A 12,727-nucleotide genomic window follows, 5' to 3' on the forward strand; every position below is an offset into this window, starting at 1 on the left:
AATGAAAGACAGAATTTTAATTATTGATGACGATGAGCAAATTCTTAATCTAATTGCTATTTACTTAGAAAATGAAGGGTTTGAAACGCTGAAAGTTTCTAATGCTGTATCTGGATTAGCGCTTTTAGAGGAACAAGAAGTAGATTTAATTATATTAGATATTATGATGCCGCAGATGAATGGAATTGATGCTGCTTTTAAAATACGTGAAGAAAAAAATATGCCCATCATTATGCTGTCGGCTAAGTCAGAAGATATGGACAAGATTTCTGGTTTAACAGCAGGCGCAGATGATTACTTAACAAAACCATTTAATCCTCTCGAGCTCATCGCACGAGTTAAATCACAAATTAGACGTTATAAAAAATACAACGAACGTACTGAGCGTGAAATTATTCAAATCGGCGATTTGGAAATTAACCGCAGTACCCGCCTCGTCTTTGTGCGCAATCAAGAGATTCGCTTAACACCAAAAGAGTTTGATATTTTAGAGCTGCTGGCACGCCATAAGGGGACGGTGATGAGTATAGGGAAAATATATGAAGCCGTATGGCAAGAAGATGCGTTTAAATCGGATAATACTGTAATGGTCCATATCACAAAGATTCGTGAAAAAATTGAGGACGATCCGAAAAAGCCCATTTATATTAAAACAATATGGGGCGTAGGATACAGGATATGAGAAGAATAAGTGTAAAGCTTCTTTTTGCTGTCATTATAAGTTTTTTGGCTACCAATTTAATTTTTGTTTTAATTGCTAGGCTTATTTTGAACAGGTATATACAAGAAGAGAAAATGAATGTCCCTGCATATAATTTATTGGCGTTTGGACTTTTCTTTATCGCCGTTGTGGTCTTTGTTTTTGTTTTTTTAGTACTTATTCGTTCCCATATTCGTTATCTTAAGGAAATCTCTGAACAAGTTCAAAAGATCTCAAATGGAAATTTAGGCGCAACCATCCATGTACGAGGAAAAGATGAACTGGCTGAATTAAGTCAAAATATTAATAAAATGTCTGCGCAGCTTCGTACAAAGTTTGATCGGGAACGAGAAATCGAACAAGTAAAAAATGAGTTAATATCCAGTGTGTCTCACGATTTGCGTACGCCATTAACGTCTATTGTGGGATATCTCAATTTAATCAAAAAAAGAGAAAATATAGATAATGAAACATTAGATAGCTATTTATATATCGTTGATTCAAAAGCAAATTATTTAACTGATTTAATAGAAGAATTGTTTGACTATACAAAATTAACGAGTCCTGATCTTCAGCTTCAACGAAATGAGGTCGATATGAAACGTTTGCTTCAACAGGTAATAGGAGAATACGAGCCAATTTTAACAAGAGAAGGCATTGACGTTCAGACTAACTTTGCTTGTGAATGGAATGCATTTATTGATGTGGAAAAAATGGTAAGAGTATTTCAAAACTTGCTCGAAAACGTCAAGAAATACAGCAAAAAGCCTTCCGTATTAGAGGTGAATCTGGAGATTTACGAGGGTTACATAGTTATTTCCTTTAGGAACAGCATTAACATCAGTGAAAAAATTGAGGTGGAAAAGTTGTTTGATCGATTTTATCGAGGTGATGAATCAAGAACGGACGCGAATGGTTCAGGTTTAGGACTGGCTATTGCAAAACAAATTATTCAGCTGCATCAAGGAGAGATACGAGCGGATCATCAGCATAATAAGCTCACTTTTTTTATAAAGCTGCCGTTCACACAAGAAAGTCTTAAGAATCACTTGTAAAGATTCTTAAGGCTTTTTGCGACTATTTTTATGCCGTATTCAAATTCTGCAAGCGTCGCATAAGAAAAGGATATTCTGATATGCTGTGATGTCTCATGGTCATACAATGCGCCTGGATTTAAAAGAACTCCTTCGTCGAGACAGTGCTTAAATAACTTCCGCATCGAAACAGGCTTATGCAGCGTAAGCCAAAAATAAAAACCTCCGCTCGGAGCATTCCACACAGCGAGATTCTTCAAATACTTCTCTAGAATAGCCAGTGTTTGCTGAGATTTTTCTTTTAATTTATAGCGTACGCTGGCCACATGCTTGTCATAGAGTCCGGTTTTAAGAGCTTCAGCAACGGCCCATTGAGATAAGGAACTGGCTCCGTAGTCAACTTGCATTTTAAGGTCGGCTAATCGCTCAATTACATGTTCAGGCCCTACAATCCATCCAATTCGAAATCCTGGACTGAATGTTTTAGAGAACGTTCCTAAATAAAGAACCATTCCATTTTTATCTCGAGCTTTTAATGAAAGTGGAGGCGGTGAATGGAACCAAAGCTCTCCGTAAGCATCATCTTCAATAATAGGCAAATGCATTCTTTCACACTGGCGAAGCAGCTCTTGGCGCCTTTGTTCACTCATCGTCACGTTGGTGGGGTTATGAAAGTTCGGTATTGTATATAAAGCTGTGCCTTTTTCTTTTTCGTGCTGGTCTTTTAATGAAGCTAAATGCATTCCTTCTCCGTCTAACGAAACGCCCGTTATTTTCATTTGTGCGGACTGAAATAACGGCAGAGAATAAAGATAAGAAGGCTTTTCAGCTAATATATTGGCACCTGGAGGCAGCAGGCCGATTGAAATTAACTGCAGGGCTTGAAGTGAACCGGATACAATTAAAATAGATGAAGGAGAAGTTTCAATTCCTCGTTTTTTTACATGCTTCACTAACTCTTGTCGGAGTTCATCATTTCCTCTTGGGTGCTCGTAGCCCAAGTGTACGCTTCTATGATTAATTCCGCTAAATAGTTCCGAAAGCTGATGGGAAGGAAGCAGGTCAGGTGCTAACTCTCCAGTTCCTAAACGAATAATGCCCGGTTGAAATTCAGCTTCGTTAATATGGCGGATAGTCGGAGAATTTGGTTGGTATATTCCTGCTTCTACATACGAATTCCAGTTCATGTGAGAACCTGATGCTAGTAAGCTCCACGTATTGTTAATGACCTTGGTGCCACCACCTTTGTTTCCGCTGAGCAGTCCTTCAGCAATTAAGTTTTCAGTTGCTGTCACCACCGTGCTTCTATTTACAGAAAAGCTAGCAGCTAAATGGCGCTGCGAAGGAATTTTAGTTCCAATAGGCCACTCTCCATTTATGATTTTCTCTTTCATATACTCTTGAATTTGTTTGTGCATTGGCTTTTTATCAGCCGGATCTGGAGTCCAGTTCATGTGAGACTACCTTTTTATAATTTGGTTGGTATTATAAATCAAAACTTGGATGGAGACAACAGGGGAGGTCAATTGTATGATGAAAGAGAAAGGAGAGAGCAACATGTTTACAGTGGTTATGCATGCTTTATTGTTAGCATTCGGTTTGATTTTACCTTTAGGGGTACAAAATGTGTTTGTTTTTAATCAAGGAGCAAATCAACGAACGGTCAAACAGGCGCTTCCCGTAGTGGTAACGGCTTCTGTTTGTGATACGATTTTAATTCTAGTAGCAGTGCTGGGAGTTTCAGCAGTAGCCGCTGCTTTTTCATTTTTTCAAACGCTTATTTTTGGAATAGGTCTTCTTTTTTTAGCGTATATGGGCTTTGTGACGTGGAAGAGCGAACCTTCAAAAACGTCATTAAAGGAAGGGATGACGGTAAAAGCACAAATTTTATTTGCTGCTTCTGTATCTCTGCTAAATCCTCACGCGCTGATGGATATTATGGGCGTAATCGGAACAAATTCTCTACTGTACAGCGGAAAAGAAAAGTGGGTTTTTACGCTGGTTACGATATGCGTTTCATGGATATGGTTTTTATCCTTAGCTTTTGCAGGAAAAGCAGTAGGAAAAATGGATTCAAATGGAAAAATAATGATTTGGGTCAATAAGGCTTCTGCATGTATGATTTGGGGAGTAGCTCTTTACATGGCAAAAAGTATCTTTTTTCAGTAAAATAGATGATAAAAGGAAAGTTATGTAATAGAAAGAAGTGATTTTTTCTAGAAAGCGAGGGTAAAAGATGATTCAAGGAATTAATCATATGTGCTTTTCTGTGTCAAATTTAGAACAATCCATCACATTTTATCAGAAAGTGCTAGGAGCAGAACTTTTAGTGAAAGGAAAATCCACCGCTTACTTTAGTCTGAATGGATTGTGGCTGGCGTTAAACGAAGAAAAAAATATTCCTAGATCAGACATTCAGTATTCGTATACTCATTTAGCGTTTTCTATTTCTATTGAAAACTTTGACGAAGCAAGAGAGCTGTTAAAACAGCATAATGTAACCATCTTACCTGGAAGAAATCGTGACGAGAGAGACAAAAAGTCCATTTATTTTACGGATCCGGACGGTCATAAATTTGAATTTCACACCGGTACGCTCCAAGACCGTTTAGCGTATTACCAAGAAGAAAAGCCTCATATGACATTTTATTCGCTAAAAGAGTAGTATTAAAATAGTTATATAAGGTTACAGTTTTATTACATTCGCATTCCTCGCTCAGTTATCATTAAATAAACGATGCTGTTGTGATATAATGGAAAAAAAGTGAGGAGGAGGAAGAATGTATACCGTAAAACAGGTGAAGTTTGGTTCGCATATTGTGATAGGCGTACTTTTCGGCATCCTAGCTGCAATGTTAATCGGCACTTTTTATCAAAATGTACCAGGTGTATTACCGTATGGTATGATTAGCGGACTTGCAGTAGGACTAATAGCAGATACATATTATACAATTAAAACAAAAATAAAGGTTATTTAATATAGAGAGTAAGAAAAAGTAGTGAAGCTATAGCTTCACTGCTTTTTTCTGTTTCTGATTATATCACTCAAAAAGCACTACATCCAATCCGTTCCTGCGGTAACAGGTTAGAAGAGTGTACAGTTCTGCACGGTGATGGTACAAATGAGACTGAATTTCAAGCAGCCACTCAAAATGTGTATACGTGCATCCCCAATAGGATGTCTGCAGTGAAAATAGCTTTCGTTCGTCAAAAGAAGAGTAAACTGCTTTTAGCTGATTGAAGCCCTCTACTAAAGCTGCTTTGAGTTCAAGCTTTGTATAAGCTGGATGCTGCAGATAAAAGTCATTCATTTTATCTGCTGAGTAGCCCAAGGAAATATAATAGTCTGCACTGCAAATGAGACATAAATGCTGCAGCAGCTCTTGAATAGACCGCTTGTGAGGGAGGGGACGATAAGCAAGCTCTTCTTCTGTAACGTCATTAATGATTGCGGTTAGGGAATGGATATTAACGTTTATTTGATTAAACACCATCTCACAGTACGAATTCATGTATTCACATCCTTTTTATTCAAATAAATACCGCATTTTTTGATCGAGCCAGTACTCTGATTTTTCAGTGTTATCGAGCTTGATATAGCAATCGACAATTTCATCATAAATGAATTCCTTTTCTTCTACTAAATCAATAAATTTAATGAGTAAAAATACGGCTTTTGAAATTTTTCCATTCTCACAAAGCCATTCTTTCATCCAGATTAATAAGTCAAGAAGAATAATCTCTATTTTTACTCGGATATCAAGGAACCAATCGTCATAAATTGTTGTTAAATAATGAGGAACTAATTGGTGCAGTCGCTGTTCAGCTTCCTTGAATTTCAACGCCGGGTCAGACTGTTCGGTAATCCACTGGAGGTCAGTTAGTAAGTCTAATCCATCGCTTGAGACATCTGCGTTTAAAGAAATGAGCTGCCTGTTAACAAGTAAAACTGGCTCTTCCTTTTCTGCGTTCAATAACTTTTTTAAATGAGACAAGTAGACGCGTAAATTCTTTTTGGCATTGCTTAAAGGTATGTCAGGCCACAGCGCTTCGCATAACTGTTCTCTGCTGATAGAATGACGAAAAATAAGATATAGTAAAATTTCTTGAGCAAAGCGCTTATTCCAGCCCTCTGTAATAAGCTGGCCATTTACATAAACGGAAAAAGAGTATAAGAAATCTACTTTAAGAGAGGGTGTGTGGGCATGGAAGTCTTTTTGTATGTCTATAGCCGTATCACTTTCCCAGTTTTTAAGTATTTTCATAGAGTCATTTCTTAAAGAAGACGGCTGAGTTTTGTTACTTTTAATAAAATCTACGGCAATTTCTTTGAGTAAAGCTGTTTTTTCTTTTACTAAAAATAAAGAATGTGCGTTAGGTATGGTCATATGACTGTAGTTTTTTAAAAACATCGTCTTTGAAATCAGATACTGAGATGAGAACAGAAAATCATGTTGGCCAGACAAAGTGAGTACAGGAAGTGAAATGCTAGTCAACTCTTTAAATAGATTGTCTGTAATAGATAGTTTAAGAAAGCGGAAATATACACCGGGATCCATTTTTTTTAGTCTTTCAATTACCTGTTGTATGTTTGTAGGTTCCAGACTCTCTAGTTTGCCTAATTCGAAAATTTTATCTACCGGTATTTGCTTTTTACTTTCTTCGTTGTAACATCTCTTAATCTTTTGAAGGGTGCTATCTGAATAAAAAGGAAGAGACAATAGTATCAGTCCTTCAATAAGAAATTCATAGCGAGCAGCAAATTTAACAGCGATTTGTCCTCCAAATCCCACTCCAACTAAGTAACATTTTTTTATATGTAACGTATGTAATAAGTGGAAAAGATCTTCAATATGAGCCTCAAACGATATCTCTCCTGTAGCGGAGGCGCTATTTCCTGTCTCTCTCAAATCGTATTGAATAACAGAATAATGTTGGGTTAATTCTGCAGTAATAGAATCAAAAAGCGTATGATCAGTGATAACAGAATGAACCATCACAATGATTTCTGTCTTGTCAGTGAATACGGGCGAATGAACTTCATAGTAAATTTTTTCTGTCGCCGTATGCAGAAAAGGCATAAAAACAATCCTCCTAGTGTCTAACTGGAGCGTTTGTGTAACGGTAAAATTATTATGATAAGAATAGACAAAAATTTCAAAAAATAGGTGCTTTTTAGTAATTAAAAAATGTCTAATGTTCTAGTAATATCCATTATACTGTAAAACCATAGTGAGAAATAAGGGAGAATGCCCGAAAACAGCAAAAAGAAAACGTTATCAATTTCGAAAAAAGAAGAAAGGAGGAGAATTATGAATTTTAAAGACGAAAATGCGTTAGACTTAGAATGGGTTATACTTATAATGGAAGCAAAACAAACAGGTATAAGCATCGAGGAAGTTAGACAATTTTTACAAAGTATTAGCTCAAATTCTTAGCCAATACACTAGTAAGGAAATAAAGAATTCTCTAAGCATAGATAACCTTTATAGCAAGTCTCAAGCTATGTCCACTAGAAGTATAATCATCCCTTTACAGTAAGAACGTTTATTTATAATGCACGGTAAAGTGAAATTATGGTATTATTATCGATAAGTAAGCATTAGTAAGGGTGATTAAAATGACAATTGGCCAACGTATTCGAGATCTTAGAATGAAACAGGGAATATCGCTAACAGAACTTGCAAACCGAGCGGGTGTTGCTAAATCGTACATATCTTCAGTAGAAAGAGGAATTCAGCTCAACCCATCTATTCAATTTCTAAACAAAATTTCTACTTCATTGAACGTGAGTATTGATAGATTGATTCATGAGCCTATGGATAAATCTGAATCGTTGGATATTGATGATGAGTGGCTTGAGTTAGCAAAAGAAGCAGCGGAGTCAGGAATAAGCAAAGAGCAGTTTAAACAATTTCTTGAATTTCAAAAATGGCAGCGGGCAAAGCAAGAGTAACTTCGCGGAATATACATAAAAGAGAACTTACATAGAACAACTGCTAAAAAATCATGATTACAAAAAAGAGATTCCATTTATCTATGGAATCTCTTTTTTTAGGCTTAAGAAGAAATAAAATGGGACGGGAATTCTTTTTCTCGCTGAAACTGAATACGTTCAAGAGTTATTAATTTAGGCTTTCTTTTCTGTTCAAACTGTCTCAATGTTTTTGAAATTTCTTTGTTTTGATAAAAAACTTGATGCAGTAAGTCAGACAGTAAGTCAGCATCTTTTAATGACTCGTTTAATCCAAAAGCGCCAGTAGGAGTCATCGTATGAGCAGCATCCCCTAATAATAACAGGTGATGCTTTAACCATACTTCGCTTATGCTGCTTTGCACAGAAAGAAGCGTAAAGTCTGACCACGACGTAATAAACCTTTCTATTGAAAGGTTTAAGCTAGGGAAAGCGTCTATTAAACGCTGAATAAACGGTCTAAACGATTGTTTTCGAAGAGCAGGATAGCTGCCTTTTTCAATATTCCATCCGATTTGAACAAAGCCTTTTGCTTGAGAAAAAAGCGCCACCTGCTGCTGCTTCACAAGTGCAAATTTAATAGAAGGCTCCCAATTGGCAGGTGCGGGAATTTTTGCCCAAAGCAAATCGTATCCATGATTATGAATATTGTTTTTTATGTGCGCAAGTTTGCGAACAGTTGAATATCGACCATCTGCTCCAATAATGATTTTACTTTCAACTATTATTTCACCCCGGCCTTTTTGCTGAGCTTTTATTCCAGTATAGTGTCCTTTTTCATTCTGCATTAGCTCCGTTACTTTTGTGCCCAGCATAAGCTTGTAGGAGGGATGGATGCTTGCTTGGCTATTTATAGACTGAAGGAGATGCTGCTGTGGAACATGAATTCCTGCATGTCCAAGTTCAGATTCTATCGTTTTGAATACATGTCCATCCTTCCAGTATTCGACCCTAGACATTCGAAGGAGGCCTAAGCTTTCAATTTCTTCAAATATATGATGTTTCTTAAGAATCATTTCTCCATCTTCATTTAAATGTTCGCCTCGAAATTCTTTTCCAAGCTTATCAGATCTCTCTATCAGTATAGTTGATATATTTTGTTTAGCCAGTAGATAGGCTAGTAGAGCACCGCCTGGTCCGGCTCCTATTATACACACATCTGTTTGATAGTTCATTTTCTTCACCTTGTTTGTTATATGCAATTAAGTTACTTTTAGTAAGTATATTAACTTTTATAAATGTTAATGTCAACTTCTTTATAGCTTTTCTTCTATGAACTTCGCTCTTTGGACAAAACACAAATAAGGTTTTACATAATCAAAGTCAAAGATTAAGTTTTATGGTAAACTAAAATACACAAATTATTTTGAATAATTTGTATAAAAAGGTGACACTTCAAAGTTGTTGAGAAAAAGCACGGTTGGAAAGCTGCAGGATTTTTAGCAAGAAGAGTAGAGAGCGTCTCTGAAAATTCTAGCAAACTCCAATTTCGACTGGAGGATGATTATGAAAAAAATAGAACATTATATTCAAACATTGGGTAACAGTGCAGATTTACTAACAAAAAGACAGACAAGCATTTACTTCGAAAAACTTTCAAACACCTTTCCTTTTTTAACAATCATGCAAATTAATTGGAGAAAAGTATTAATTAAAAAGTCCACCCGCCATATTGAAGAAATTAAAAAATGGCTTCAAGAGATGAATATAAAAGAATATCAGGTTGTTTTATTTTGGAAACGAGCAACTAAAGCTGTAAGCGTCGATTTAGCTCAGGCTTTACTGTTTTTTCAACAGACAGCTAATCTTACAGAAGAAGCATTTATTTACTGTCCGTCTGTTGACTATGTAATTGAGTATTTTAAAGACGGTAACATGATGATTGGTTTAGCAGCACGTTAATTAAAAGGAAAAAAAGCTGAGGGGGAGGCGAATTAGAACTTCTTCACTCAGCTTTTTATGCATATAAAATCTAAAAAATACGAAACCTAACGTTATTTACAACATAAATTACCTTCTCTTTATAATTAGTGGGAAAAGTATTGACATTTTCCATAAAACAAATATAATTAACATTAATCATATTGTTAATTGTAAAAAGAGTGATCAGGAGAAATGATGAATGTCGAACAAAAAAGCAATGACGAATCAAACGAAAAAAGAATATCCTAAACCCTATGGCTATACGTCAGATATTGCTGTATTTACGATTGTAACGGAAGAAAAAGAACCATACAAACCACCTAAAATGAGTTTGAAATTAATGCTTATCCAACGAGCAATGGTGAATGCAGAGGGAGAAAAGAACAGCGAAGCAGGAAAGTGGGCGCTTCCCGGCGGATTTGTCCATCCTGATGAATCAGCTTTTAAAGCGGCCAAAAGAGAGCTCGAAGAAGAAACGGGCGTAAAAGATATTCATTTAAAACACTATGGTGTCTATGATGAGCCTGGCAGGGACGATAGAGGATGGGTCATTACAAACGCACATTATGCAATCGTCCCAGAAGATAGTCTAATAAAGCGAAAAGCGAATGATGATGCTGCTCGAGTTGAATTATTTAAAATAGATGAAATCTTTTCATTGCCTTTAGCTTTTGATCATGAAATCATCATTCGAGATGCAATCAAGGAAATTAAGAAAGATTTATTGCAAACGACCATTGCCCAGAAGTTTCTGCCTTCTCAGTTTACATACTCTGAGCTGCAGGCTGTGCTGCTTACCGTAACGGATGATGCAGCGATTAAAAGTGATCAGGCCTTTGCACGAAAAATAAGAATGCTGCCATTTATTGAAGAAGTAGATGGAAAAACAACGACGAGAACGTCTAAAAAACCAACAAAGCTCTACCGGTTTGTTGAAATGAATGTGATGAAGCCAATCTATACAGCACGCTATTAAAAGAAAAACTTTCAATTCAAATAATTAACAATATGTTAACTGTTAATTTTTACTTATGAGGGGGAAACATAATGAAAAAAGCACTGATTAACATCGATTATACAAATGATTTTGTAGCTGAAAACGGAGCTTTGACATGCGGAGAACCAGGGAGACACATTGAAACATCCATAAGCGATATTACGCGTCAATTTATTGAGCAAAACGAGTATGTGGTGTTCGCCATTGATTTTCATCAAGAAAATGATTCCTTGCATCCAGAATCAGCGCTGTTTCCGCCTCATAATGTTGAAGGTTCTGCAGGAAGAGAGCTATACGGAAAGGTAAATGATTTATATAATGTGTATCAATCAAAGCCAAATGTAGAATGGATGAATAAAACGAGATACAGCGCATTTGCTGGAACGGATCTGGAGATTAAACTGAGAGAAAGACAAATTACCGATGTCTACTTAGCAGGTGTATGTACGGATATTTGTGTACTTCATACAGCAGTAGATGCCTATAATAAAGGATTTGCTATTTATATTTATGAAAAAGCCGTAGCAAGCTTTAATCAAAAAGGTCATGAGTGGGCGCTTGAACATTTTAAATCTTGCCTCGGAGCAAAAATTATTTAAGGACATAAAAGTGGAGGAAATCAATGAATATGTTTACAGATGACAGCGTAATGCTACACACTGATTTATATCAAATTAATATGGGAGAAACGTACTGGGAAGATAATATTCATCAAAAGAAGGCTGTTTTTGAAGTTTTCTTCCGCAAACTTCCTTTTGGGAATGGCTATGCTGTTTTTGCTGGATTAGAAAGAATTATTGAATATATTAAAGCATTTAAATTTAGCGAATCAGATTTAACCTACTTGCACGAAGAATTAGGTTTTAAAGAAGATTATTTAGCTTACTTAAAAGACCTCACCTTTACTGGAACGATTCGATGTATGCGTGAAGGTGAGCTTGTGTTTCATAATGAACCAATTTTACGTGTAGAAGCACCATTAATTGAAGCTCAGCTTGTAGAAACAGCGATTTTAAATATTGTGAATTACCAAACGCTGATTGCGACGAAAGCAGCTCGAATCAAACATGTAGTAGGAGATCAAGTGGCAATGGAATTTGGAACACGCCGCGCTCAAGAAATGGACGCTGCTATTTGGGGAACAAGAGCAGCCTATATTGGCGGATTTGGTGCTACTTCTAACGTGCGAGCAGGAAAGAAATTTGGAATTCCAGTTGCAGGAACGCATGCTCATGCCATGGTGCAGGCTTATAAAGACGAATATATTGCATTTCATAAATATGCTCGTCGTCATAAAAACTGCGTGTTTCTAGTTGATACGTACGATACGTTAAAATCAGGAGTTCCCAACGCCATTAAAGTAGCAAAAGAATTGGGCGATAAAATTAATTTTACAGCGATTCGTTTAGACAGCGGCGATTTAACATATTTGTCTAAAAAAGCTCGTCAAATGTTAGATGAAGCAGGGTTTACAGAGACAAAAATTGTTGCTTCCAACGATTTAGATGAAGATACGATTATGCATTTAAAGTCGCAAGGGGCACAAATAGACATGTGGGGAATTGGTACTAAGCTCATTACTGCATATGATCAGCCGGCGCTTGGAGCAGTGTATAAACTCGTTTCTATTGAAGGAGAAAATGGCGAGATGATGGATACGATTAAAATTAGCGCAAATCCTGAAAAAGTGAGTACACCAGGGCTAAAGCGCGTATATCGTATTATTAATAATTTGAATGGGAAATCTGAAGGGGATTATATCACGATGGAAGACGAAGATCCTCAAAGCGAAGAACGTTTAAAAATGTTCCATCCTGTTCATACGTTTATCAGTAAATTCGTCACAAATTTTGAAGCAAAAGAACTCCATCATGATATCTTTGTAAACGGAGAGCTTGTGTATGAAACAGAAGAACTTCAGGAAATTCAGCAGTACGTAAAAGATAATTTAGAGCTGCTTTGGGATGAATATAAGCGCACGCGCAATCCTGAAGAATATCCAGTAGATTTAAGCGAAAAATGTTGGGAAAATAAAACGCGTCAAATTGCGTACGTAAAACAAAAAGTAGCGGAAGCCCTAAATAAAAAATAGTAGGGAG

General features: G+C 36.4%; 15 protein-coding genes. 11 read left to right on the forward strand and 4 right to left on the reverse strand.

Annotated elements, in window-relative coordinates:
• Nucleotide 1 precedes the first annotated feature (1 nt).
• Together Q5794_RS11575 and Q5794_RS11580 are read left to right on the forward strand one after the other, a co-directional pair.
• Nucleotides 2-682 (forward strand): response regulator transcription factor, encoded by a 681-nt coding sequence (locus Q5794_RS11575; protein ID WP_214987085.1) that lies wholly within the window; start codon nt 2-4, stop codon nt 680-682.
• The gene (locus Q5794_RS11580; protein ID WP_374989113.1) at nt 679-1,755 is read left to right on the forward strand and encodes an ATP-binding protein; all 1,077 of its coding nucleotides are present in this window, start codon (nt 679-681) and stop codon (nt 1,753-1,755) included. Before Q5794_RS11575 ends, Q5794_RS11580 begins: the two co-directional genes overlap by 4 nt.
• On the opposite strand, the gene Q5794_RS11585 is transcribed toward Q5794_RS11580, so the two are convergent.
• Entirely contained in the window at nt 1,746-3,188 is a 1,443-nt protein-coding gene (locus Q5794_RS11585) for a PLP-dependent aminotransferase family protein (RefSeq protein ID WP_374989114.1), read from the reverse strand. The genes Q5794_RS11580 and Q5794_RS11585 overlap by 10 nt on opposite strands.
• A 103-nt stretch (nt 3,189-3,291) precedes the next feature.
• Here Q5794_RS11585 and Q5794_RS11590 point away from each other — a divergent pair, with 103 nt between their 5' ends.
• The 3 genes from Q5794_RS11590 (at nt 3,292) to Q5794_RS11600 (ending at nt 4,712) form a co-directional block, all read left to right on the forward strand.
• Nucleotides 3,292-3,903 (forward strand): LysE/ArgO family amino acid transporter, encoded by a 612-nt coding sequence (locus Q5794_RS11590; RefSeq protein WP_214987209.1) that lies wholly within the window; start codon nt 3,292-3,294, stop codon nt 3,901-3,903.
• A 67-nt stretch (nt 3,904-3,970) separates the two neighbouring features.
• Nucleotides 3,971-4,399: a metallothiol transferase FosB gene (gene fosB, locus Q5794_RS11595; RefSeq protein ID WP_057236887.1), complete on the forward strand. Its 429-nt coding sequence runs from the start codon at nt 3,971-3,973 to the stop codon at nt 4,397-4,399.
• A gap of 115 nt (nt 4,400-4,514) precedes the next feature.
• A complete protein-coding gene (locus Q5794_RS11600; protein ID WP_057236884.1) occupies nt 4,515-4,712 on the forward strand; it encodes a hypothetical protein in 198 nt (65 codons plus the stop codon).
• Between the two features lie 63 nt (nt 4,713-4,775).
• Here the strand turns inward: Q5794_RS11600 and Q5794_RS11605 are convergent, their stop codons facing one another.
• A complete protein-coding gene (locus Q5794_RS11605) occupies nt 4,776-5,246 on the reverse strand; it encodes a DinB family protein (RefSeq protein ID WP_374989115.1) in 471 nt (156 codons plus the stop codon).
• Nucleotides 5,247-5,261: 15 nt separating this feature from the next.
• On the reverse strand, nt 5,262-6,815 hold the full coding sequence (locus Q5794_RS11610; protein ID WP_214987082.1) for an alpha/beta hydrolase: 1,554 nt from the start codon (nt 6,813-6,815) through the stop codon (nt 5,262-5,264).
• A 231-nt stretch (nt 6,816-7,046) separates the two neighbouring features.
• Here Q5794_RS11610 and Q5794_RS11615 point away from each other — a divergent pair, with 231 nt between their 5' ends.
• Nucleotides 7,047-7,172, forward strand: coding sequence for an anti-repressor SinI family protein (locus Q5794_RS11615; RefSeq protein ID WP_214987081.1), 126 nt, complete (start codon nt 7,047-7,049; stop codon nt 7,170-7,172).
• A gap of 182 nt (nt 7,173-7,354) precedes the next feature.
• Nucleotides 7,355-7,690: a helix-turn-helix domain-containing protein gene (locus Q5794_RS11620; protein ID WP_057243725.1), complete on the forward strand. Its 336-nt coding sequence runs from the start codon at nt 7,355-7,357 to the stop codon at nt 7,688-7,690.
• A gap of 104 nt (nt 7,691-7,794) precedes the next feature.
• On the opposite strand, the gene Q5794_RS11625 is transcribed toward Q5794_RS11620, so the two are convergent.
• The gene (locus Q5794_RS11625) at nt 7,795-8,883 is read right to left on the reverse strand and encodes an FAD-dependent monooxygenase (protein WP_214987080.1); all 1,089 of its coding nucleotides are present in this window, start codon (nt 8,881-8,883) and stop codon (nt 7,795-7,797) included.
• A gap of 331 nt (nt 8,884-9,214) precedes the next feature.
• Here Q5794_RS11625 and Q5794_RS11630 point away from each other — a divergent pair, with 331 nt between their 5' ends.
• The 4 genes from Q5794_RS11630 (at nt 9,215) to Q5794_RS11645 (ending at nt 12,720) form a co-directional block, all read left to right on the forward strand.
• Nucleotides 9,215-9,610: a hypothetical protein gene (locus Q5794_RS11630; RefSeq protein WP_214987079.1), complete on the forward strand. Its 396-nt coding sequence runs from the start codon at nt 9,215-9,217 to the stop codon at nt 9,608-9,610.
• Between the two features lie 220 nt (nt 9,611-9,830).
• Nucleotides 9,831-10,607, forward strand: a complete 777-nt coding sequence (locus Q5794_RS11635) for an NUDIX domain-containing protein (RefSeq protein WP_214987078.1) — start codon at nt 9,831-9,833, stop codon at nt 10,605-10,607.
• A 71-nt stretch (nt 10,608-10,678) separates the two neighbouring features.
• Entirely contained in the window at nt 10,679-11,227 is a 549-nt protein-coding gene (locus tag Q5794_RS11640) for a cysteine hydrolase family protein (protein ID WP_214987077.1), read from the forward strand.
• Between the two features lie 23 nt (nt 11,228-11,250).
• Nucleotides 11,251-12,720 (forward strand): nicotinate phosphoribosyltransferase, encoded by a 1,470-nt coding sequence (locus Q5794_RS11645; protein ID WP_016763992.1) that lies wholly within the window; start codon nt 11,251-11,253, stop codon nt 12,718-12,720.
• Nucleotides 12,721-12,727 lie beyond the last annotated feature (7 nt).

The sequence above is a fragment of the Priestia megaterium genome (genome assembly GCF_041941685.1).
Taxonomy (GTDB): Bacteria; Bacillota; Bacilli; order Bacillales; family Bacillaceae_H; genus Priestia; species Priestia megaterium_C.

What these genes read in the sequence shown, in the direction of transcription:
- Q5794_RS11575 (WP_214987085.1), top strand. Translation starts at nt 2, where the DNA reads ATGAAAGACAGAATTTTAATTATTGATGACGATGAGCAAATTCTTAAT.
- Q5794_RS11580 (WP_374989113.1), top strand. Translation starts at nt 679, where the DNA reads ATGAGAAGAATAAGTGTAAAGCTTCTTTTTGCTGTCATTATAAGTTTT.
- Q5794_RS11585 (WP_374989114.1), bottom strand. Translation starts at nt 3,188, where the DNA reads ATGAACTGGACTCCAGATCCGGCTGATAAAAAGCCAATGCACAAACAA.
- Q5794_RS11590 (WP_214987209.1), top strand. Translation starts at nt 3,292, where the DNA reads ATGTTTACAGTGGTTATGCATGCTTTATTGTTAGCATTCGGTTTGATT.
- fosB (WP_057236887.1), top strand. Translation starts at nt 3,971, where the DNA reads ATGATTCAAGGAATTAATCATATGTGCTTTTCTGTGTCAAATTTAGAA.
- Q5794_RS11600 (WP_057236884.1), top strand. Translation starts at nt 4,515, where the DNA reads ATGTATACCGTAAAACAGGTGAAGTTTGGTTCGCATATTGTGATAGGC.
- Q5794_RS11605 (WP_374989115.1), bottom strand. Translation starts at nt 5,246, where the DNA reads ATGAATTCGTACTGTGAGATGGTGTTTAATCAAATAAACGTTAATATC.
- Q5794_RS11610 (WP_214987082.1), bottom strand. Translation starts at nt 6,815, where the DNA reads ATGCCTTTTCTGCATACGGCGACAGAAAAAATTTACTATGAAGTTCAT.
- Q5794_RS11615 (WP_214987081.1), top strand. Translation starts at nt 7,047, where the DNA reads ATGAATTTTAAAGACGAAAATGCGTTAGACTTAGAATGGGTTATACTT.
- Q5794_RS11620 (WP_057243725.1), top strand. Translation starts at nt 7,355, where the DNA reads ATGACAATTGGCCAACGTATTCGAGATCTTAGAATGAAACAGGGAATA.
- Q5794_RS11625 (WP_214987080.1), bottom strand. Translation starts at nt 8,883, where the DNA reads ATGAACTATCAAACAGATGTGTGTATAATAGGAGCCGGACCAGGCGGT.
- Q5794_RS11630 (WP_214987079.1), top strand. Translation starts at nt 9,215, where the DNA reads ATGAAAAAAATAGAACATTATATTCAAACATTGGGTAACAGTGCAGAT.
- Q5794_RS11635 (WP_214987078.1), top strand. Translation starts at nt 9,831, where the DNA reads ATGTCGAACAAAAAAGCAATGACGAATCAAACGAAAAAAGAATATCCT.
- Q5794_RS11640 (WP_214987077.1), top strand. Translation starts at nt 10,679, where the DNA reads ATGAAAAAAGCACTGATTAACATCGATTATACAAATGATTTTGTAGCT.
- Q5794_RS11645 (WP_016763992.1), top strand. Translation starts at nt 11,251, where the DNA reads ATGAATATGTTTACAGATGACAGCGTAATGCTACACACTGATTTATAT.